The 21,690-nt window shown below is 33.4% G+C and carries 18 protein-coding genes and 1 pseudogene; 12 read left to right on the top strand and 7 right to left on the bottom strand.

The window, feature by feature from the left end:
• The first annotated feature begins 109 nt into the window (after nt 1–109).
• Nucleotides 110–862 carry a class I SAM-dependent methyltransferase gene (locus ACM6HU_RS11620; RefSeq protein ID WP_088094452.1) on the top strand — a complete coding sequence of 251 codons (753 nt, stop codon included), beginning with the start codon at nt 110–112 and terminating at the stop codon, nt 860–862.
• Between the two features lie 132 nt (nt 863–994).
• On the opposite strand, the gene ACM6HU_RS11615 is transcribed toward ACM6HU_RS11620, so the two are convergent.
• Nucleotides 995–1,525, bottom strand: a complete 531-nt coding sequence (locus ACM6HU_RS11615; protein WP_275857853.1) for a GNAT family N-acetyltransferase — start codon at nt 1,523–1,525, stop codon at nt 995–997.
• A gap of 210 nt (nt 1,526–1,735) precedes the next feature.
• On the opposite strand from ACM6HU_RS11615, the gene ACM6HU_RS11610 reads away from it, so the two are divergent.
• Nucleotides 1,736–2,116 (top strand): VOC family protein, encoded by a 381-nt coding sequence (locus ACM6HU_RS11610; RefSeq protein ID WP_016132973.1) that lies wholly within the window; start codon nt 1,736–1,738, stop codon nt 2,114–2,116.
• 165 nt (nt 2,117–2,281) lie between these two features.
• Here ACM6HU_RS11610 and ACM6HU_RS11605 read toward each other — a convergent pair whose 3' ends face one another.
• From ACM6HU_RS11605 to ACM6HU_RS11595, 3 genes are all read right to left on the bottom strand, one after another.
• Nucleotides 2,282–2,485 (bottom strand): hypothetical protein, encoded by a 204-nt coding sequence (locus ACM6HU_RS11605; RefSeq protein ID WP_077295241.1) that lies wholly within the window; start codon nt 2,483–2,485, stop codon nt 2,282–2,284.
• Between the two features lie 149 nt (nt 2,486–2,634).
• Nucleotides 2,635–3,024 carry a GRAM domain-containing protein gene (locus ACM6HU_RS11600; RefSeq protein WP_016113374.1) on the bottom strand — a complete coding sequence of 130 codons (390 nt, stop codon included), beginning with the start codon at nt 3,022–3,024 and terminating at the stop codon, nt 2,635–2,637.
• Between the two features lie 24 nt (nt 3,025–3,048).
• Nucleotides 3,049–3,417 (bottom strand): disulfide bond formation protein B, encoded by a 369-nt coding sequence (locus ACM6HU_RS11595; RefSeq protein ID WP_414848195.1) that lies wholly within the window; start codon nt 3,415–3,417, stop codon nt 3,049–3,051.
• A 1,470-nt stretch (nt 3,418–4,887) separates the two neighbouring features.
• Between ACM6HU_RS11595 and ACM6HU_RS11590 the strand changes: the two genes are divergently transcribed.
• The 8 genes from ACM6HU_RS11590 to colA all read left to right on the top strand — a co-directional run bounded on the left by ACM6HU_RS11590 (nt 4,888) and on the right by colA (nt 14,680).
• Nucleotides 4,888–6,111 (top strand): PucR family transcriptional regulator, encoded by a 1,224-nt coding sequence (locus ACM6HU_RS11590; RefSeq protein ID WP_016113375.1) that lies wholly within the window; start codon nt 4,888–4,890, stop codon nt 6,109–6,111.
• A 224-nt stretch (nt 6,112–6,335) separates the two neighbouring features.
• Nucleotides 6,336–7,157, top strand: coding sequence for a peptidoglycan-N-acetylglucosamine deacetylase (locus tag ACM6HU_RS11585; RefSeq protein WP_016113376.1), 822 nt, complete (start codon nt 6,336–6,338; stop codon nt 7,155–7,157).
• Between the two features lie 35 nt (nt 7,158–7,192).
• Nucleotides 7,193–7,834 (top strand): YkyA family protein, encoded by a 642-nt coding sequence (locus ACM6HU_RS11580; protein WP_375337745.1) that lies wholly within the window; start codon nt 7,193–7,195, stop codon nt 7,832–7,834.
• A gap of 91 nt (nt 7,835–7,925) precedes the next feature.
• Nucleotides 7,926–8,246, top strand: coding sequence for a hypothetical protein (locus ACM6HU_RS11575; RefSeq protein ID WP_003195641.1), 321 nt, complete (start codon nt 7,926–7,928; stop codon nt 8,244–8,246).
• 316 nt (nt 8,247–8,562) lie between these two features.
• Nucleotides 8,563–9,492 (top strand): VanW family protein, encoded by a 930-nt coding sequence (locus ACM6HU_RS11570; protein ID WP_016113378.1) that lies wholly within the window; start codon nt 8,563–8,565, stop codon nt 9,490–9,492.
• A gap of 246 nt (nt 9,493–9,738) precedes the next feature.
• Nucleotides 9,739–10,176, top strand: coding sequence for a GNAT family N-acetyltransferase (locus tag ACM6HU_RS11565; RefSeq protein ID WP_016113379.1), 438 nt, complete (start codon nt 9,739–9,741; stop codon nt 10,174–10,176).
• 95 nt (nt 10,177–10,271) lie between these two features.
• Nucleotides 10,272–10,817 (top strand): SMI1/KNR4 family protein, encoded by a 546-nt coding sequence (locus tag ACM6HU_RS11560; RefSeq protein ID WP_003195646.1) that lies wholly within the window; start codon nt 10,272–10,274, stop codon nt 10,815–10,817.
• A gap of 974 nt (nt 10,818–11,791) precedes the next feature.
• The gene (gene colA / locus ACM6HU_RS11555; RefSeq protein WP_414848189.1) at nt 11,792–14,680 is read left to right on the top strand and encodes a collagenase ColA; all 2,889 of its coding nucleotides are present in this window, start codon (nt 11,792–11,794) and stop codon (nt 14,678–14,680) included.
• Nucleotides 14,681–14,933: 253 nt separating this feature from the next.
• On the opposite strand, the pseudogene ACM6HU_RS11550 reads toward colA, so the two are convergent.
• Nucleotides 14,934–15,120: pseudogene (locus ACM6HU_RS11550) on the bottom strand (hypothetical protein).
• Nucleotides 15,121–15,354: 234 nt separating this feature from the next.
• On the opposite strand from ACM6HU_RS11550, the gene ACM6HU_RS11545 reads away from it, so the two are divergent.
• Entirely contained in the window at nt 15,355–16,122 is a 768-nt protein-coding gene (locus tag ACM6HU_RS11545) for a hypothetical protein (RefSeq protein WP_016113381.1), read from the top strand.
• Nucleotides 16,123–16,242: 120 nt separating this feature from the next.
• Nucleotides 16,243–17,097, top strand: a complete 855-nt coding sequence (locus ACM6HU_RS11540) for a phospholipase C (protein ID WP_016113382.1) — start codon at nt 16,243–16,245, stop codon at nt 17,095–17,097.
• 136 nt (nt 17,098–17,233) lie between these two features.
• On the opposite strand, the gene ACM6HU_RS11535 is transcribed toward ACM6HU_RS11540, so the two are convergent.
• Together ACM6HU_RS11535 and ACM6HU_RS11530 are read right to left on the bottom strand one after the other, a co-directional pair.
• Complete coding sequence (locus ACM6HU_RS11535; protein ID WP_016113383.1) at nt 17,234–19,105, bottom strand: ABC transporter ATP-binding protein; 1,872 nt, start codon at nt 19,103–19,105, stop codon at nt 17,234–17,236.
• Nucleotides 19,102–21,342, bottom strand: a complete 2,241-nt coding sequence (locus ACM6HU_RS11530) for an ABC transporter ATP-binding protein (RefSeq protein ID WP_016113384.1) — start codon at nt 21,340–21,342, stop codon at nt 19,102–19,104. The genes ACM6HU_RS11535 and ACM6HU_RS11530 overlap by 4 nt, the downstream gene beginning before the upstream one ends.
• Nucleotides 21,343–21,690 lie beyond the last annotated feature (348 nt).

Raw genomic sequence — 21,690 nt, 5'->3', positions numbered from 1 at the left:
GAATCTGTTTCGGTAGTCACTGTTCTTATCAAGCTAAGGGACTGGACGATTTCATTAACAAGTCTCAGAAACTTAGTTTTTACACTCTTTTGGAAGGTGGATATACAAAATGAATGAATTAGATTACAAAAATTTTTATGATAAAGTTGGAAAATTAAACGGCTGGGATTTTAGTAAACTGAAATACGTAACTGAAGGTGCGATGTGGGAGTTTTATGAAGAAGTAATAGAGAGATGCAAACCCTCAGATGTTTTGCTGGATATTGGTACAGGCGGGGGAGAGAATGTATTAAGAATTGCACCGGCAGCCTTATTCATGATTGGGATTGATAATTCAAGTGGAATGATAGAAACAGCACAGTCTAATTTGGAAAAAGCAAGTGTATCAAACGTTAGATTTTTCAAAATGGAGTCCGAAGGCTTGATGTTTCCACACTCTTTTTTTGACATTGTGTCTTGTTGTCATGCGCCTTTTGTTGCAGCAGAAGTAGCAAAAGTAATAAAAAAGGGTGGTATCTTTTTGACGCAGCAAGTCAGCGAACATGATAAATGGAACTTAAAAGCAGCGTTTGGAAGAGGACAATGCTTAGGGGAAAAAGACGGCACATTAAAAGAAAAGTATGTTCGAGAGTTGAAGTCTGCAGGCTTTACTGATGTGCAAATATTAGAATATGATGCGATTGATTATTACCAAACACCTGAAGACCTCCTGTTCCTATTAACACACACACCTATCATACCAAGATTTGGTGAAGAGAAAGAGGACTTTGGTATTTTGGAAAAATTCATCATAACAAATAAAACGGAAAAAGGAATCCGTACAAATTCAAAACGTTTTATGATAATCGCTAATAAATCTTAATCTTTTCACATGAATAAAAGTGTTCAATATAAGTGATAAGAGCCGATTTCCATAGTTGATAGGAGAACGGCTTTTTTTACGTGGTACCTGTTATCGTCCTTTAGTTCAAAAAGCTTCATTCAATCAATTCTACTAAACGAACTTGTACATAAGAATATCATCTACATATTCATTATCAGTCATTTTAAACTCTTTCATTTTGCGGCCTTCTTCAATAAACCCCATCTTTTTGTACAAAGAGATTGCACTATGATTTGTTGAGAAAACTCCTAAACTTACTTTTTCAATGAGAGGATTTTTCTCTGCCCAGTCTAATAAAGCTTGTAGTAGCATTGTCCCAATTCCTAGTCCTCTGTAATTTTTACTGATCATGATTCCAAAGGAACCTGTATGAGACAATCGTTTTTTATTTTCGCTAAGGAAAACAATCCAGCCAACCACTTCACCATCTTTTTCAGCAACAAGTAATGTTTCTCTTTCATTCTCCAATACGCCTTGTACCCATTCCTTTTGCTCGGATGACGTTTTATTAAATTCTTCGGATAACGAAATGAGAAACTTGCCTTCGGAAACAACGGATTTCTGTATGTCTAAAATGGCCTCGGAATCTTCTATTTTTCCTGTGCGAATCATGTAGCTGGCAGTATCTTTTGAAATTGACAATTATATACCCCCTTATAAAATATTTTGTTAATATTCTATCTTTCTTTTATAATCTCCTACTTAAACGAAAATGCTCCGTTTCTTTTAGAAGGAAGTTTTCATTTCTTGGCGTATCTATTAAGTTGTCACGGGGTTTCAGAAACCTTGGCGATGGAAAGAATTAGAAGCATCGGGTTTGGTATTTACTTATATAAGGGGGTGGGGAAGTCTATGATTCATAAAGTTGGTCAAATTATGTTGTATGTAAATAACCAAGATGAGGCAGTGGATTTTTGGACAGAAAAAGTAGGGTTTACTGTAGTTTCTGAAGAAAATAACGGTCAAGGAATGAGATGGATTGAAATTGCTCCAACAAAGGGCGCAGAAACAAGCATCATTCTGCACAATAAGGAATTGGTTGCTAAAATGTCACCTGGGTTAAATCTTGGTACACCTTCTCTAATGTTTTTCACAGAAAATCTTGATGAATTACGTAGCAACTTATTAAATAAAAATATCACAGTCGGAGAAATTGTAAATATGCCTTCCGGTAGAGTGTTTAATTTTGCGGATCATGAAGAGAATTACTTTGCTGTGATGGAGAAGAAATAAATAGAAAAACCCCCTGCTTTTTGTTCAAAAAGCAGGGGGTTTTTCTATGTTTCATAATCGGATTTATTTTCAAAATGCTTTCATTTTACTATGTTTTCAGATAAAACAAATCCCCATACAATGATATTTGTAATTACTAAGCTTTTTCCACATATGTATTCGCTCCTAATCTGTTGAAGTTCTATAGTTCTTCTTGATGATATCTCGCATGTCTCTGATAAAGAATAGAAGGAACATTATACCTATGATGCCACTAATCCAAAAATATGTATTTCCGGTTGTGAATTTGTCATAGAAGGTATAGGCATTCCAAGTTATAAGGATTACTGAACATATAGTAGAGGTTACTAATGAACCTAAACTTCTCATAATTGTCACCTCGATTCAAAATGTTGTAATTTTATATAATTATACATATAAATAAAAGGATTTAGAAGTAGTCAGGTTACAGTAACTGGGATAATTGCTAGAAAAATATGCTTAACGTTGTAAAAGCACAAAATCCTGACGCTACCCCATTAATTGGACAGAGCTTTTACTTTTTCAAAAAAATCTTTTAAGTGTATAAATTCCTCTTCATTTCCGCGGGTTGAAAAAACATCTTGATCTTGATGGGAAACAACAATAGAAGGAATCGTTTTAAAAAAGGCAAAAGGTTGTTTTTTCTCTTTTATTTTATGAATTTTATGGTAAGGTATCTGTAATGAAATAGGAAGCTCGCCAAATATTTCGCTATAAAATAAAAGCTGTCGTTCCGTGTAAGCTAGAATACCTCTCATAGGTGTAGAACTCCCATAGCCAGATATACCGCTTTGCATTTCATAATAAGCTGAAATCATACCTTGTATATTCTCATTTGAAGACATTTTCTGTTGAAATTCTTGCATTGCATGTTCTCTTAAACTCATATAAATACCTCCTTAGATTAAAATTCATTTTGAATTTTTCACAAAAAACGTGAGACGAAATATTAACAAGAAAGCTAATATTGCTAAAAACGGGATGGTTATAAATTTTTGAAAAATAAAATCAACAGCTGAGAAATCTTCATACAAATGACAAAAAGCACTTTTGGTATGCGTCATCTGTATTGTGTATTGATACGAAAAAATAAGTAATCCTATCCCAGAGAAATACTTAATATACTCATTTGCATGAGAATATTTTTTTATTAAAGATACAATATACATTATGAAAATCGGATATAAGCATATCCTTTGATACCAACATAAACTACATGGAACTAGTTTCATAATTTCACTTATAAATAAACTATCTATTGTTCCAATAAATGATATCATTGTCACATAGGACATATAATTATTATAACGTATTAATTTTGTAATATTCACCTATTTTTTTCATCTATGCTCACTCATTATCGTTATTTGTCACTATGCTCATTTAAAAACTCATTCAGTTTTTTCTGTAAGGGGTAGCAAACTTAAGTATTTGTAGTACAGAAAAGGATAGATAAGGTTTCTACTTTATCTATCCTCTTTTTATCACATATAATGTGGAATGTTTTTACCTAAAGATGTCAATTTTCTCGTTTTGGGGTATTTGTTTTTCTAAGCTTGATGGGCATGGCGTGCTACCCCTTAAAGAATTTTTGCATTTCCGGATTGTTTGGGAAGATTTGATCAGCTGAGCAACATAAAAATATACAAGAAATAGAAAATTGGGGTTAAACCGATGATAATATGTCCTATAAGGTTGACTCTCCAATGAATGTTTCGGACTCTATTCTTTCCTAACAGAAAAGTTATAACTAACACCGTTATAAGTGGACAGAAAAAAGAAATGGTGTCCCAAGGGCTGATTCTTTCAAAAATAATCCGATTTAATAATGGCAATAACAGAATAAAATTAATGATTAATAGAAGATATCCTATTACGATTCTCATTTTTCACCAACCTTTACATTTTTATCTTAATTTTAACATTCTTCTGATGATTACAAAAGAAGCTTCTTTCTTGTCCGTGACAAAATATGAAAGCCACCAAGCTTATTTTACTTGATGGCTTTCATTTTCTTTTGTTTATTAAAGAATTTTTGCATTTCAGGACTATTTGGGAATATCTCTTCAGCTTTATAAGAATGAAAATCTACTGGCTGGATCCGTTGTCGTTGTTTTAATTTTTCTTCGCCACGCATTACTCTAAGTACGTGCTAAACAGATTTAGGAAGTTCGCTTATTTGAATTTTAGTCATAATACCAACACCTCATTATATAAATCATTACAAATAAATTGTAGTTCCTTTTTCACGATTACTGGTCAAATCTCTTTACAATCCTCAAACCGAACATCGTAGTGAAAAACAAAACTATCATTACGTAGCCTAGAACGTAATCTACTCGTATCATTGAATCCTTATTGGAAATATATAAAGCAAATAGTATTACAGAGGTAGCACCACATTCCCATCAACTTAAGAATTTTATAACGCCCCAAAACAAAAAAATTGTACATTTTCACCTGGAGGTGTCAATATTGAGAAACCTCGCAGTTGCTTTTTTACGTTTTTTAAGAAGCAGAATGACATTCCTCAATTCAAATCTAAAAAGAATAAAGTTCAATCCTACACAATAAAACAAATAGAAATATTGCTATTGTTGAAAAAATCATGTTAATAAAACCCGGTCTCGTTACATTTGCAAAAAGCTAACGGGATTATGTTATTATTTTAGTAATTTACACAAGAGATAATTTCTTTTAAAGTAAATACGAAAATATATTTTAAATAGAACGGATGGATCTTGACATATATGAAAAATAATTCTCTTAAAGTCACCTTCGATAATTTGGAAGAGTTTGCTGATATAATCAGTGAAATTCTGCAATGCCCTATTACAGTAGAAGATGTAAATCATCGTCTCCTTGCATATAGTACCCATGACGAAAGAACAGACTCTGCAAGAATTGCAACTATTATGGGTAGGCGTGTACCTGAAAAAGTAATTAATAACTTATGGAAAGAGGGGGTTATTCCTACTCTTTTAAAAAGTCGTGAACCTATTCACGTAAAAAAGATAGATAATATTGGCCTCGGTGACAGAGTTGCGATTTCCATTTGGAATAAAGAGGACGTACTGGGATTCATTTGGGCTTTAGAAATCAAGCGCTCTTTAACTGAACAAGATTATGCCTTGATGAAAAAATCTGCTGAAGCTGTAAAAAGTAAGCTTCTTCAGCTCCAAACCAGAAAAAATAAAAAGGACGAACGTTCACAAGAATTTTTTTGGAAGCTACTAACTAATCATATACAAACAAATGAGGAAATTATTGAAAACTTTCAGGTACTTCATATTACGCCGGCTTCCTTATTTAACGTTGTCGTATTTCATTTTGAACAAGAAATTACGAGTGAAAAAGAAAAACAAATTTCTTATTTGTTAAAAACAAGCGAACATTTGAAAATTCTACTTTATACAATTGATCGTAACAAGTTAATTCTTCTTACTTCGTTAGATAATCTCAGTCAACCTTCTCATGAAATTAACAATTTCGTCGAAAGATTTGTTAACACGATGGAAAAACGATATGAAATTAAATCTATCAAACCAGCGTTCAGCAGTGTATATAGTGATTATCAAAAAATCAGTAAAGCTTATAAAGAAACATTAATCGTATTATCTATAAAGGAAAAATTTCCTTCCGACACAGCTAATATTCATGGCTATCAAAACATGGGGATTTATCAATTAATTGACCTTCTACTTGAGCAAAGAAAGCAGGAGGAGTATGAAAACCAAGCATTGCAGAAGCTCCATAAGTATGATTGTAAATATAATAGTAATCTTGTTGAAACGTTGGAAATATTTTTAAACAATGACAGTAATACCAGCGAAGTAGCTAAAGTTTTAAATATTCACGTCAATACACTAAGCTATAGACTTAAAAGAATCTGTGAAATCAGTGAAATCGATTTAAAAGATCCGAATCAAAAAATGGTTCTATACTTGGATCTTAAGTTACAAAAATTCATGTAGCAGCATCCTTTTGTGAAATTCCACAAAAGGATGCTGCTTTTTTCTTTTTTCTACACGATGAGAAAAAAGAAAAAAGCACTTTATAATTATATCGCAACAAAATAACTCAAAAATTTTTAAGTTACATCATATGTATTGTTAGCTAAAAGTGATTGGAGATATCATACACACTTATGTATGTGTGTATGTTGATATAGAGATTTATCAAGAAAGGGATTTGATTCATGAGAAATTTTTGTAATACCCAAAAAATAATAATTACAATAGTAGCAATTGTTGCAATAGCAATTGGTTATTATATGTTTCAATCGATTAATTCACCTGCAAAAGCTGTGGCCAAGCAAGAAAATACTGTACAGCTAGCAAGTGAACAACCAAAAATTAAAATAAAAAAAGCAACACCAACCCATTTTAATGGTAAGGAGAGAAAGGTTGTTTATCTTACTTTCGATGATGGACCAGGTAAATATACGGCTGATTTGTTAAACATCTTAAAAGAAAATGATGTGAAAGCAACATTTTTCTTAATTGGCGAAAATGTAAAACAGTTTCCAGAGTTGGTGAAACGTGAAAAGGAAGAAGGGCATTATGTGGGCATGCATAGTATGACACATGATTTTAAAAAATTATATACAAGTGGCGAATATGTAAATGAAATGAAAGAAGATCAAGGTTTAATAGCAAATATTATTAAAGAATCCCCAAAACTAACTCGTCCTCCATATGGATCCATGCCAGGATTAAATGAAGCACTTCGAAATAGAACAGTAGAAGCTAATTTAAAAGTATGGGATTGGACTATTGATTCTTTAGATTGGAAGTATAATAAGATGCCAGTTGATGCCGCTTCATCTCAGATTGTTCAAAATGTCCTAACAAATGCAAACCAGTCCAAAGAAGTGATTCTAATGCACGATATTCATCCACAATCTGTTGCTGCGGTACTAGCTATTATAAAAGGATTAAAAGAAAAAGGATATGAGTTTGAAGCGTATCATGAAGACGAGCATTTTTCAGTGAATTTTTGGCATGATAAACGTATATAACATCATAGGAGGAATTAACATTGATTTATAGGGAAATGGTATTAATAGGAGTCTTATCAATTGGATTTCTAGGTGGTTGTTTGGGGGCAAAACCCGAAGATCAATTATATGTAGCTTTTGAAAATGCAGCAAATCAAGAAAAAGCATTATTTGATAATGTAAAAACATTTGAGCAGTTAGAAACAAAAGAACAGGAATTGTATAATCAAATTATACAAGAAGGGAAAGAGCAAAATGAGGGAGTAATACAAAAAATAGAGCAAGCCATTGCAACTGTAAATGAACGTGAAAAATTGGTAAAAGATGAAAAGGATGTATTAGAAAAAGCCCAAAAAGAAACCGCATCAGTTCATAGTTATATAGATAAAATTGAGGACAAAAGGTTAAAAAATCAAGCGGAAAAAGTAGAAGAAGTTTATAAAAATCGCTATGAAGTTTTTCAAAAAATAAATAATAGTTATAAAGAGGAATTAATAGCTGAAAAAGAACTTTATGAAAAGTTAAAAGGTAAAGAAACAAAACTAAAAGAGATTGGTGAGAAAGTTAAAACTATCAATACATTAAACGAGGAAACGCTAAAAGAAAAAGAAAAATTCAATCAATATACTAAAGAGTATAATGAGGGAAAACTAAAATTCTATGAAGACGCGAAGATTAAAATAAAAGAGAAAAAGTAAGAAAAATAATTATCAATTTAAGTATCTTGCCTCCTCATCCCTAAAGACAAATCAAAGTTCTAAATAGCATTTCGTTTAAAGGAGGTTTTTCATGAGCTATGATACTGTTTCATCTTTACAACGCATGCAACGACTACAGCAAGCAGCAACAGGACAAAAAGATGTTTTAAAACGAGTAAATTCAGGTTTGGAAATTGTAATGTTTATTACGGGAGTATTCTTAGCTCTCTCGACTTTCACATTATCTTTCTGGATATATTTCTTTTATTTTTTAATAAAGGAATATACTGCTAAAACATATCTAGTAAAAAACATGGATACTGGTGAAAAATTTCGAGTTGATAAACAAGAATTTAAACAATACAAAAAAGTGTTCAGAGCGAAAGAGGTAGCAATGGAATTGATTAGTTAGTAGCTTTAATAAGTAAAAGTAATAGGACTTTAAACGTAAGAATATAGGGGTAATAATTCTTTTTTGTGGTTATTTCCTGACTTAATTTATGAGAATATATTTTGCACATCATATCAAAAAGGAGTCTCTTATGAAATATTTCTCAATATGTTTAGTAATTTTATTTCTAATTGTGGTATTTAGTTGTATTATTTTGGGTTCTCATGCAAATAGCTGAAAGAAAGCGCCCTTGAGGATGTCTTTTTTTATAGAATCGATGAACAGACACAATATAAAAAATAATTAATCAAATAATTAAAAACGAGAAAACATTATAATGAAATGGGGGAATCAATTGTTACGTAAAAGACATTTGTATGTGCTTAGTGCTCTCTGCGCCATTATATTAGTTGGATGTAAATCTCAGGTTAAAGAAGCATCTTTAGTAAGTGATATAGGCGAGAAATCTATAGGAATAAAAGACATTGGGGATACACAGATAAATTTAGTAGATCCTACTAGTGGAAAAATGGTCAAACAAATAAATTTAACTTCATTAGGATATTTTCAAGGTGAAAATCAATATAAATTAAATATTAAAAAAATCGCTAATGAAATAGGCAAACAGATTGATCAAAAAATGATACCTTCTCGTATGACTAGTGATGGAATATGGAAAGAAGGAAAGCCTTCATATGAATTATTTGAAAAAGAGTTAGTAGAGGATTTAATGGATGTGGGAATGTGGGAACGTTCCCGTGCATTGCCAATTGTTAAGAAACGGCCTATTGCTCAATCAAAAGATGCAAATCGAAATAGCGAAGTAATTGGAAAATATGTGACGGACATAGTTGGCACAGCTAATGGTAAGATAGAAAACATTCGTTTGTCGGCAAATACTATTAATGGTGTAATATTAGGAAAAGGTGATCGTTTTTCCTTTAATGCTTTAATAGGAGATACAACACCTGATAAAGGATATCAGCTTGGAAAAGAAATCGTTGCGGGAAAATTAGTAGATGGTTATGGAGGAGGGGTTTGTCAAACTTCTTCTACACTTTATAATGCAGCGGATCAAGCGGGATTAAAAATGATAGAAAGATATAGTCATTCAAAGCCAGTTGGCTATGTACCTATAGGCAGAGATGCAACTATAGCGTATCCTTATTTCGATTTAGTATTTGAAAATGCGAATAATGTACTGGTACAGATCTTTATGAAGGTAGAAGGTAATAGATTAACCGCGGAAATACATAGGTTAATCTAAAAGATCTGTTTGGAGAGTTATTCTAATTCCTACCTTCCATTAGGGGTCCTACCGCATGCCCATCAAGTTAAGAAAAACAAATACCCCAAAGCAAAAATGCCATCCCTTCTATTCTCTTTTTTTTACCATCTTATTATCTGAATTGTACTAAAAAAGCATTGTTTTAGGATACAATAGAGTCAAAAGATGAACTATTAGAATAGATCGAATCGTTGATATATCTATGTTAATAGAGGGGGGAATTATATGATTCGTGAAGCTGAACCAAAAGACAGTCATGTAATTGAAAATCTATATAAAAAATTAGCACCACATAGTAAAAACATTAAGGTTTTACCAGAAAGAATTGAGCAGATAAGGAATGATTCTAATAATTTCTTATTTGTGTATGAGGAAGATTGTAAAGTTAAAGGAAGTATATTTATGACTTTTTGTCTTGATCCTGGATATCAATTTAGACCATATACCGTTCTAGAGTATGTGATTGTAAATGAAGATTTTCGAGGTAATGGGATAGGTGAAAAGTTACTAAAACATGTAGAACGGCTATCAATTGCAAGGGAATCCACAAGAATTATCCTATTAAGTAGTATAAATAGAATAGAAGCACATAAATTCTTTTCTAAAAATGGTTATAATGGCACTATAAGTAAGGGATTCAAGAAGTATATACCGATTAATTAAGTTTTCGTTATGGGGATAATTCAAAACCTTAGATTAATAGTAATTGTGTGTTTTTTATATTGGATTTTTTGAGATATAAGCGGAGGGGAAAAGACATGATAAATCAAGCTGAATTACTATGGAAACGTATAATTAATAGAGGTTCAAGCCTTGAAGTGAACTTTCAAAAAACATTAAACCTCCAACCGGGTGCAAGTGATGAAGATTTTCAGTTAATTGAAACTACACTGGGTATTACACTTCCTAAAGAAATGAAAAGTTTTTACAGGGTGTATAACGGACAAATTTGGGAACCTGGGGTTGAATCTTTTGTAAGAAATTTGGTTCTTTCCCCAACTTCTCAAATTATAGACAATTGGACATTTCTACAGGATGAATTCGATCCAGATGATTTAGAGTCGAATATTGAAAATGAACTTAAACCTGTTCTTTGGAATTCTAAGTGGATTCCAATTGCAGAAAATGGTGGTGGGGATTATCTTTGTATTGATACAGATCCATCAGAATCTGGAGTAGTAGGACAAGTGCTATATTTTTGGCATGATTGGGGAAAACGTTCTGTTGAGGCAAAAGGTTTATTTGAATTCATAGAAATCTGTTTGAAAGAAGATAATAGAATGCAGTGTTCTAATGAAAATTAGAGTTACAAAAGAGGATGTGAATTATTATTTACATCCTTTTTTGTTTTTTAAATTAAATCATCAGAATCGCACCAGTTAGAGCAATAGAATTGTAGATGAATTTACATCAACTTAAGAGTTTTAAGTAGACCCTAAACAAAAAAATTTCTTTACAGCTAGTTATTTATAAGAGCGCCTCTTATTTAAACCTATATTTTGATGCAATTTTGCATATCCTAATAAAGGGAATCTATATACAGAGTGTGATTGAATTATATTAATAACATTAAAGGTAATGAACATGCAGGTTTCCTTTTTTGTTTATTAGTTTCATCAGAAAAGAAGTCAGATCTTTGAAAGACTTTTGTAACATTTATGAAAGTCATTTGAAACATATTTAAACTAAGATGTACATGTCGAAGGTGATTTTATTTCAGTCGGAAGTAAAAAGTATTAGCAATGTATAGTATAATTTCATCTTTTGTATTCATGTAGAGATGATAAAAAAAGGGAGAGATTGCATAAATCTAATTTAAGAAAAACATATGATTATCCAGTAGGTATTTTATTAACTCTTATATCTAAGTGAAAAACAGAAAATCAAGCTCAGCTTCATTATCACTAGCATATAGAGATAACTTTTATTATCCTGGTAGATTCCTATACAGATATGATATTGTTGATCTATATTACTACAATGAACCTGGTCGTACTAAATCTATAGGATTAAATAATTTACAAAAGGCTCAAGTAATTTACAAAATATTTATCATTTAGCATATTCAATTTGATTTAAAACAATAAGATTATAAACCACAGAAAGGTACTCATTCGACACTCAGTAGAGTGCCTTTTTTTGTTCGAATTATATCAAAACGTATCATTTTCTTTTTGATATAGTATTCTAGTGTACAGAAATAATATGAAATATCATATTTTATATTATGTTATATTAATAATGTGTTTTTAAGGATTTTATAAATGGAGGAAATGTTATGAACAAGAAATCAAAGTTTACCCAAATGATGCTCGGCATTAGTACAGTGGCCTTATCATTTGGAAGTATTCAAACACAAGTATCAGCGGAAGAAAATACACCTTATAATGTGTTACAAAAGAAACCAATTGGGATAGAAACTTCAACGGATGAAATTGCACATTCTACAAAAGCAGACGAAACGTTGTCTTATGAAGAACGTTTAAAAGTAGGCGATTTTTCACAACGTCCAGCTCCGGTCGTGAAACGAGCAGCGGCAAAACAATTTCAGCAAAAGTATTCTGTGGCAGAGCTGAATAGAATGAGTGATGACGAATTAATTGATACATTGGCAAATGTTAGTTGGGATCAAATTACAGATTTATCTCAGTTTAATCAAGAAACAAAAGCGTTTTATCAAAATAAAGGGCGAATACAAGTTATTATTGATGAATTAGGTCGCCGTGGAAGCACATTTACAAAAGATGATACAAAAGGGATTGAGACGTTTGTTGAAGTATTATATTGCGGTTTTTATTTAGGCTTTAATAATAAAGAGTTAAACTATTTAAATGAGCGAAGCTTCCATGATAAATGTTTACCGGCATTAAAAGAAATTGGAAGAAATCCGAATTTTAAACTTGGTACAGATAAACAGGATAAAGTGATATCTGCATATGGTAAATTAATTCATAACGCTTCTTGTGATGCTGAAACAGTTCAATATGCAGGGAATATATTAAAACAATATAACGATAATATTTCTACATATGTAAGTGATCCGAACAAAGGGGCTGCCATGTATAATCTCATACAAGGGATTGATGATGATATGCAGTCTTACTTGAATGAGACACGTAAAAAAGCGGATGAAACAATATGGTATGGGAAAATTGATAGTTTCATAAATGAAATCAGTCGAATGGCTCTTCTGAATCATGTAACACCAGAAAATAGCTGGTTAATTAATAATGGTGTTTATTATGCTGGTCGTCTAGGGAAATTCCATAGTAATCCAAATAAACCTTTAGAAGTACTTACACAAGCAATGCATATGTACCCTCGTTTAAGTGAAGCTTATTTTAATGCGGTAGAGCAAATTTCAACAAACTATGGTGGAAAAGATTATAACGGAAATACAGTAGATTTACAGAAAATACGTGAAGAAGGCCAACAGCAATACTTACCAAAAACGTATACATTCGATGACGGTTCTATTGTATTTAAAACAGGAGATAAAGTAACGGAAGAAAAGGTTAAGAGATTATATTGGGCTGCTAAAGAAGTAAAAGCGCAATATCATCGTGTAATTGGAAATGATGCGGCGTTAGAATCAGGGAAAGCTGATGATGTACTGACAATCGTAATTTATAATGATCCATATGAATATAAACGAAATAGCCAACTATATGGATATGATACGAATAATGGTGGCATTTACATTGAAGGAAAAGGAACGTTCTTTACATATGAACGTACACCACAGCAAAGTAGTTATACTTTAGAAGAATTGTTCCGTCATGAATTTACACACTATTTACAGGCAAGATACGAAGTTCCAGGAGCATGGGGACAAGGAGAATTATATCAAAATGAACGTATGACTTGGTTTGATGAAGGAAATGCAGAATTTTTTGCGGGATCTACTCGTACGAATAACGTTGTTCCGCGCAAAAGTGTAATTAAAGGATTATCATCTAATCCTGCAGAACGTTATACAGCAGAACGAACATTATTTTCGAAATATGGATCATGGGATTTTTATAATTATTCTTTTGCACTGCAGTCTTACTTATATACTCATCAATTTGAAACTTTCGATAAGATTCAAGATTTAATTCGTGCAAATGATGTGAAGGGTTACGATGCATATCGTGAAGCTTTAAGTAAGGATCCAAATTTAAATAAAGAATACCAAGACTATATGAAGCAGTTAATTGATAATCAAGATACATATAATACCCCACAAGTATCAGATGATTATTTAGCTGAACATGCACCAAAGCCACTAGCTGATGTAAAGAAAGAAATTGAAAATGTGGCACGTATAAAAGATGCAACAATGACAAAGCATAAGTCTCAATTCTTTGATACGTTTACATTAGAAGGAACATATACAGGTGGCGTAACAAAAGGAGAATCTGAAGATTGGAAAGCGATGAGCAAGCAAATCAATCAATCTTTAGAACAGTTAGCGCAAAAAGAATGGAGCGGCTACAAAACAGTTACAGCGTATTTTGTTAATTATCGTGTGAATGCGAACAATCAATTTGAATACGATGTTGTATTCCATGGTGTTGCAACGGGAGAAGAAGAAAAACAGACGATTAAAGTAAATATGAATGGACCATACAATGAGATGTTAAATGAAAAAGTTGAGTTTCATAGCGATGGTACAGAAAGCACAGGTGGAAAAATTGTTTCGTATCTCTGGGATTTTGGCGATGGTACAACAAGTACAGAAGCAAATCCTACTCATGTATATGGAAAAGAGGGAACATATACTGCAAGGCTAACAGTGAAAGATAATAAAGGAAACGTAGGCCGAGGACAAACAACGGTTACCGTAAAAAAGGATGAGCCAGTAGGTCATGGATATGACAGCGCAAAGGCAATTCGTTTTAATAAGCTTTTCAAAGGAAATATGGATATGCCTAATATGGCGTATATGTACACATTCAATGTTACATCTCCAAAAGAAGTAGATATTTCCTTTATAGATGAACAGGGAATTGGAATAAAATGGGATGTATATTACGAATCAGATTTAGGAAATCCTGTCATTACGGGTCAAGCGGATGGAAATAATATGAAAGGGAAATTTGAAGCGAAACCTGGGAAGTATTATGTAGTTGCATTTTTTGAAGAGGAAAACAGAAAGGGAACATATTCATTATTAGTAAAGTAAATTCGTTTAATCGTATATAACGACGAAAAGTAATGAATAAGAGACTTTTGCTATTCCTTGTTCATCTGTTTAACAAAGAATAATTTAATATTCGAGAAAAAATTGAATTAAATAAAAAAGAATCCCTTAATTCCTTTTGGGATTCTTTTTCTTGTTTAAAGTTTGCTCACACAAATGATCTGCACATCAATCCATCTTTGATATACAGATCATTTGTATGATAATTTTTATAAATAATTGCGGAATAATAAACTTACATAAATGCTTTTAAAAGCTCTTGTACGAATGGAAGTACTCCACCTACAAATTTTAAAACTGCCATTGCGATTGCCATGTTATTTCCTCCTCTTTTTATGTGTTAAGATGTGGTACATCTTTATGCTTTTATTATAGTAAGCGCTTACATTAATATCAATACATTTCGATATGCAATATTGCATAATTATATATAATTTATATATATAATTAAATAAATTAACGATAAAGCTAATGAACATGCAGGTTTCCTTCTTTGTGTGCTAGTTTCATCAGCAAATACGTCAGACCTTTGAAAGACTTTTGTAACATTTATGAAAGAGAAATGAAAGATTTGTTAGCTAGGATGAGGCTTATCTACTAGTAGAAGATGCGCGCAGATAGTAAAACCATTAGTGAAAATAAGGAGAAGTTAAGGTATGTTTATGAAAAGAAAACTGTCTATATTTGCATTTTTAGCACTAATATTTAGTTTGATAGTTACTGTTTTTCCTACAAATTCTGCTTATGCAGAGGAAGAAGATCGTATACTTGATATTTATGGTGATCCAATTACTACAAATAAAGACTATATATTAATAAATAAGTACTTGGACGTGGTGGGAGTTCATCCTTCACAACGTATAGCACCTGTAGGTCAGAATAGATTTGGAGTAACTTATGAGAAGTACGCTGGTTGGCATTATGCAATTCAGTATAGAAAAGCATCTTATTATGGATCAGCGGAAATACATAAAGATACAAAAGGCAATGAGTACTATGGTACACCTATAAGTTTTGAAACTCCAGATGGATTAAACAGTGATGGATATATAAGACATAATACGCCAGTTACCATGTCAATGTGGATTGGTGGACCAAATGCTGAGGCAGGAGGAGTAAAAAAATATATAAATGCAAAGGATGCTGGCTGGATTTATTTTAGCGACCAATCAAAAAGCAAGTTAATCGTTCAGAAAGTAAATTCGAAGGAAATAAACTTAGCAACAGGCACCACCGAGATTCTTAGAGATAAATTTGGTAGACCTTGTGATTGGTACAGTGCAGATCCAAAGAACTCTTATTATGGGGTTACATCAACTTTCCAAGTACAGATAGCACAATACCCAGGCTCAGATCACGAGAAAAGGTGGGCGATTTCTGCTCCTAAAAGCGTTGCTGGTTATGAATTAGTACCTTTACCATAGAGCATCTATTACATTTAGATTTATATAACTGTACTTATTAATATGTAATGTGTCTTTCAGTAAGGTAAGAGAAGACCCTATGAAATAAATTTAAATTATATATCAAATGGAGGAATATTTATGAAAAGAAAAATTTTTGCTATAGCTTCTGTAATTGCTTTAACAGCTCCTGTTCAGAGCGTGGCGTTCGCACATGAAAATGATGGGCAATTTGATCCACCTATTGCTCAAAGATGGTCAGCAGAATCTATACATAATGAAGGAGTAAGTTCTCATTTATGGATTGTCAACAGAGCTATTGATATTATGTCCCAAAATACGACTGTAGTGAAGCAAAATGAGACAGCTCTATTAAATGAATGGCGTACTAATCTAGAGGAAGGTATTTATTCTGCAGATTATAAAAACCCATACTATGATCATTCCACATTCGCTTCACACTTCTATGATCCTGATTCAGGAAAAACGTATATTCCATTTGCTAAACAAGCAAAGCAAACAGGAGCAAAGTATTTTAAATTAGCTGGTGAAGCTTATCAAAATAAAGATATGAAAAATGCATTCTTTTATTTAGGATTATCACTTCATTATTTAGGGGATGTCAACCAACCAATGCATGCAGCAAACTTTACTAACATTTCGCATCCATTTGGCTTCCACTCAAAATATGAAAACTTCGTTGATACAGTGAAGGACAATTATAGAGTAACAGATGGAGATGGCTATTGGAATTGGAAAAGTGCAAATCCAGAAGAGTGGGTTCATGCATCAGCATCAGCAGCAAAGGCTGATTTTCCATCAATTGTTAATGATAATACAAAAAATTGGTTCCTAAAAGCAACGGTATCACAAGACTCTGCTGACAAATGGCGTGCTGAAGTAACACCGGTAACAGGAAAACGTTTAATGGAAGCACAGCGTATTACAGCTGGATATATTCATTTATGGTTTGATACGTATGTGAATAACAAATAACAAAATACACTTATGCATAGCATAGGAAGGCACTGAAAAAGTGATTACAATGATAAAAACCCACGAAGAAAATGAATTTTCTCCGTGGGTTTTAGTCATTTAAATGGACTTTTGGGACACCCTAATCCCACCTAACTCAAGAGGCATCCGCACCTTCAAACTGACTATTATAAAGCGAAGCATAGAAACCATCAGCCTTCAATAACTCTTCATGATTGCCTTGTTCTACAATATCCCCGTCTTTCATGACAAGGATTAAATCTGCATCACGGATTGTTGATAATCTATGAGCAATGATAAAGCTTGTTCTGCCTTCCATGAGGTTTTCCATGGCTTTTTGAATCAGCACTTCTGTACGAGTGTCAATGGAGCTTGTTGCTTCGTCGAGTATGAGTATTTTCGGATCCGCTAGAAGGGCGCGGGCAATTGTTAGTAGTTGCTTTTGTCCTTGGGATACGTTGCTTGCTTCTTCGTTTAGTTCCATTTGATATTTATTTGGTAATGTTTTTACGAAGCTGTGAACGTGAGCTGCTTTCGCTGCTTCAATCACTTCTTCGTCGGTTGCACCCAGTCTACCGTAACGTATGTTTTCCATGATGGAACCGTTAAATAGCCAAGTGTCTTGCAGTACCATGCCGAACATGCTGCGCAGGTCTTCTCGCGTAAAGTCTTTTATATCGTGATCGTCTATACAGATCGCACCGCTGTTTACGTCATAGAAACGCATTAACAGTTTTACGATTGTTGTTTTACCTGCTCCGGTTGGTCCGACGATTGCTACTTTTTGTCCAGGCTGAATATGAGCTGAGAAATTATTGATGATAATCTTATCTGGATTATACCCAAATTGAACATCCTTGAATGTAACTTCTCCTTGAACTTTTTGCAGCCTCACTGGATTTTCTGCTTCTGGCATTTCCTCTTCTTCTTCTAAAAATTCGAAAACTCTTTCTGCAGCAGCTGCTGTGGATTGGAGTACGTTCGCGATTTGAGCTACTTGAGCGATTGGCTGCGTAAAGTTTCTAACATATTGCACAAAGGCTAAAATATCTCCAACTGCGATGGTTCTCTTTGCCGCAAGCCAGCCGCCTAAAATCGAGACAGCGACGTAACCGATATTCCCGATAAACATCATAATTGGCATCATCATACCGGATAAAAATTGAGACTTCCATGCGGAGTGGTAAAGAGTATCGTTCACCTCTTCGAATTTTTTCACTTCTGCTTCTTCTTTGTTAAAGGCTTTTACGATATTGTGACCACTATAAATTTCTTCAACTTGACCGTTCACGTGCCCTAAATATTCTTGCTGGGATTTGAAGTATTTTTGTGATCTCTTTACGACTCCCATGATGAGCATCATGGATACTGGCAGTATTAACAGCGCCACTAATGTCATTTGCCAGCTTATGGATAACATCATGATGAGTACACCAATGATTGTAATAACGGATGTGATGATTTGCGACATACTTTGATTTAAAGTTTGGCTCACAGTATCTACGTCATTCGTAACTCTAGATAATACTTCTCCGTGTGTCGTTTTATCAAAGTACTTTAGCGGCATACGGTTGATCTTTTCATCAATTTCTTTTCTGAAGTTATAAGATACCTTTTGTGCGACTCCTGAGATGATATATCCTTGGATAATGCCAAACACAGTGCTCGCTATATATAATCCAAGGAGTAAAATGACAATGTTTCCGATATAGGTAAAGTCAATGGCAGCACCGTGCACGCCTGTTACTTTGTCTACGAGTCCTTCGAAAAGTTTTGTTGTCGCTTTACCTAAAATCTTTGGACCTACGATTGCGAAGGCCGCACTACCGATTGCAAAAATAATGACGATTACGATCGAGAACTTATATGGCTTTAGGTATTGAAGTAACTTATTCATCGTTCCCTTGAAATTTTTTGCCTTCTCAATCTTTCTCATGCCGCCGCCCATATGACCGCCGCCAGGACCAGTGCCACCTTGTCTGTTATTTTCTATTTTTCTATCACTCATGATGACAACTCCTCTCTTGAAAGCTGTGATAAAGCAATTTGCTTATAAACTTCACAGTTTTCCATAAGCTCTTCATGAGTACCAGTTCCGACTATTTTTCCTTCATCAAGTACAATGATCTTATCTGCATTCATGATTGTACTTATTCTTTGGGCAACAAGTAGAATAGTACTTCCCGCAATCTCATTGTTTAAAGCCCTCCGCAAGGCTGCGTCTGTCTTAAAGTCAAGAGCTGAGAAACTATCATCAAATATGAAGATTTCCGATTTTTTCGTAAGAGCACGCGCAATAGAAAGTCTTTGTTTTTGACCACCTGAAACGTTCGTACCACCTTGTGATATTTCTGTACGGAAGCTTTCAGATTTCGCGTTAATAAACTCCATAGCTTGCGCGATTTCTGCCGCTTTTGCGAGTTCTTCTTCAGTTGCTTCTTTCTTACCGTATTTCAAATTACTTTCGATCGTACCTGAGAATAGAACTCCTTTTTGCGGTACATAACCAATTTTCTCTCTTAATTCGCTTTGAGATACTTCTCTAATATCCGTGTCATCTATTAATATTTGGCCGCTTGTGACATCGTAAAAGCGTGGAATTAAGTTGATTAATGTTGATTTACCACTACCTGTACTTCCGATGAAAGCTGTCGTTTCTCCAGGTTTTGCGGTAAAGGTAATATTGGAAAGCACATCTTCTTCTGCACCTGGATATTTAAAGCTAACATTTTTAAATTCAACGTAGCCTTTCTTGTCAGAAGCAAATGTTTTTGGCTCCGCTGCGTCATGAATAGAAAGGTCAGTATCTAAAACTTCTGCAATGCGCTGTGCGGATACAGAAGCACGCGGAACCATAATGGATACCATAGAAATCATTAAGAAGGCCATGATGATTTGCATTGTATATTGCATAAACGCCATCATATCACCAACTTGCATATGTCCCATATCCACTTGGTGTGATCCTACCCAAATAATAAGTACAGTAACGGCATTCATGATAAGCATCATCATCGGCATCATAAATGACATTAAACGGCTTACAAATAAATTGGTTCTTGTTAAATCTTGATTTCCTTTTTCAAATTTCTTTTCTTCATGCTTTTGATTATTAAAAGCACGAATCACAAGCATACCTGTTAAAGATTCACGAGTGATTAAGTTAATTTTATCTACTAACTTTTGGATACTCTTAAACTTGGGGATCGCGATGCTAAATAGACCAATGACTAAGCTTAAAATCGCGATAACTGCAACTGCGATAATCCATCCCATTGAAAGGTCTGTAGTAAGTACCTTAATAATTCCGCCTATGCCTAAAATCGGTGCATAGAATACGATACGAAGCAGCATAACCATAAGTGTTTGCACTTGTTGAATATCATTTGTACTTCTTGTGATTAGAGATGCAGTGGAAAACTTATCAAACTCTGCATTAGAAAAGCTTGTAACCTTCCGAAATACTTTCTTTCTAAGGTCTCTACCTAATCCAGCAGCTACTTTTGCAGCAAGTAAACTCACGATAACGGTAGCTGCCATACTTACTAAGGATAAAAGCAGCATTTTTCCGCCAGAAGTAAGAATATAATTGGATTGAAGCTTATCTGTATTGATACCGATCTTTTTATATTCATTCTCAATGAATGAAACAGCTGACTGTGTTACCATGCTGCCTGGCATATTCTTAAACTTTTCATCCGCCTTTTCTTTCATTGCATTGATTTGATCTTGAGGCAGTTTCGCAATGACTGCAAAAGGATCTGTATTTGGCGGAAGCTTCGCCGGTGCTTTGTTATCACCTGGCGCAGTGAAAGCAGATGAGCCGCCTTTTTCAATTCCTTGTGTAATTAACATTGGTTTCCCGAATATATCGTTAAGTTCGTCAATTGTATTTTTATCCTCTGTATGTAGCTTATAAAGCGGTTCTTTATCAAGCTGCGGATAATCTTTTAAGTCATTTTTCAGCTCACTTTGAGAAAGATTGTTCTTATCTAAAAGTACATAGTTGTCATCTACTTTTTTCTTCTCATTTTCATTCATAAAGAGTGTAAGTTTATCGAGCTCACTTTTACGAATAACCTTAGGTACTGCATTTTCTACACCTTTTTGTTGAATACCTACATTCACAATGTTAGACATGTAGTCTGGCAGTGATAGGTCACATACAGCTTGTATGGATAATAGACATATAACTGCAATGATTGAGGCAACAAATGGTTTTAAATGTTTGATGATCTTTAACATTTAATTCATCTCTCCATTTTCCTTTTCTAATTTTTTTAGCTTTTACTTCGGTTCCTTCCTTTATTCTTCGTATTCCCAGTAATGAATTCTAGCAGCTCTTTACATACTTTCGACTACAGATTAATTCTATGACTCTATGAAGATATGATGCAACTTTTAGGGTGTAGAATTTCATAATGAATTTGTTAAAGAATTTTAAACTATATATACATCAATTAAAAAAATTGATTTTACCATACGTTAAGAAGGTTCCATAAACGATATTTAGTATTTGTTATGGTATTTTGTTTTTGGTAAAGTCAAAAAGTGACAGAAAGAATTGGAGAAATTGAGCATGATCATTCTTGA

The organism is Bacillus sp. IT-79MI2, from assembly GCF_949768135.1.
GTDB lineage: Bacteria > Bacillota > Bacilli > Bacillales > Bacillaceae_G > Bacillus_A > Bacillus_A pseudomycoides.
This window is presented reverse-complemented; position numbering and strand designations above follow the sequence as displayed.

Excerpts from the sequence above, each read along its gene's own strand:
- ACM6HU_RS11620 (WP_088094452.1), top strand. The coding sequence starts at position 110 with ATGAATGAATTAGATTACAAAAATTTTTATGATAAAGTTGGAAAATTA.
- ACM6HU_RS11610 (WP_016132973.1), top strand. The coding sequence starts at position 1,736 with ATGATTCATAAAGTTGGTCAAATTATGTTGTATGTAAATAACCAAGAT.
- ACM6HU_RS11605 (WP_077295241.1), bottom strand. The coding sequence starts at position 2,485 with ATGAGAAGTTTAGGTTCATTAGTAACCTCTACTATATGTTCAGTAATC.
- ACM6HU_RS11600 (WP_016113374.1), bottom strand. The coding sequence starts at position 3,024 with ATGAGTTTAAGAGAACATGCAATGCAAGAATTTCAACAGAAAATGTCT.
- ACM6HU_RS11595 (WP_414848195.1), bottom strand. The coding sequence starts at position 3,417 with ATGATATCATTTATTGGAACAATAGATAGTTTATTTATAAGTGAAATT.
- ACM6HU_RS11590 (WP_016113375.1), top strand. The coding sequence starts at position 4,888 with ATGAAAAATAATTCTCTTAAAGTCACCTTCGATAATTTGGAAGAGTTT.
- ACM6HU_RS11585 (WP_016113376.1), top strand. The coding sequence starts at position 6,336 with ATGAGAAATTTTTGTAATACCCAAAAAATAATAATTACAATAGTAGCA.
- ACM6HU_RS11580 (WP_375337745.1), top strand. The coding sequence starts at position 7,193 with ATGGTATTAATAGGAGTCTTATCAATTGGATTTCTAGGTGGTTGTTTG.
- ACM6HU_RS11575 (WP_003195641.1), top strand. The coding sequence starts at position 7,926 with ATGAGCTATGATACTGTTTCATCTTTACAACGCATGCAACGACTACAG.
- ACM6HU_RS11570 (WP_016113378.1), top strand. The coding sequence starts at position 8,563 with ATGAAATGGGGGAATCAATTGTTACGTAAAAGACATTTGTATGTGCTT.
- ACM6HU_RS11565 (WP_016113379.1), top strand. The coding sequence starts at position 9,739 with ATGATTCGTGAAGCTGAACCAAAAGACAGTCATGTAATTGAAAATCTA.
- ACM6HU_RS11560 (WP_003195646.1), top strand. The coding sequence starts at position 10,272 with ATGATAAATCAAGCTGAATTACTATGGAAACGTATAATTAATAGAGGT.
- colA (WP_414848189.1), top strand. The coding sequence starts at position 11,792 with ATGAACAAGAAATCAAAGTTTACCCAAATGATGCTCGGCATTAGTACA.
- ACM6HU_RS11545 (WP_016113381.1), top strand. The coding sequence starts at position 15,355 with ATGTTTATGAAAAGAAAACTGTCTATATTTGCATTTTTAGCACTAATA.
- ACM6HU_RS11540 (WP_016113382.1), top strand. The coding sequence starts at position 16,243 with ATGAAAAGAAAAATTTTTGCTATAGCTTCTGTAATTGCTTTAACAGCT.
- ACM6HU_RS11535 (WP_016113383.1), bottom strand. The coding sequence starts at position 19,105 with ATGAGTGATAGAAAAATAGAAAATAACAGACAAGGTGGCACTGGTCCT.
- ACM6HU_RS11530 (WP_016113384.1), bottom strand. The coding sequence starts at position 21,342 with ATGTTAAAGATCATCAAACATTTAAAACCATTTGTTGCCTCAATCATT.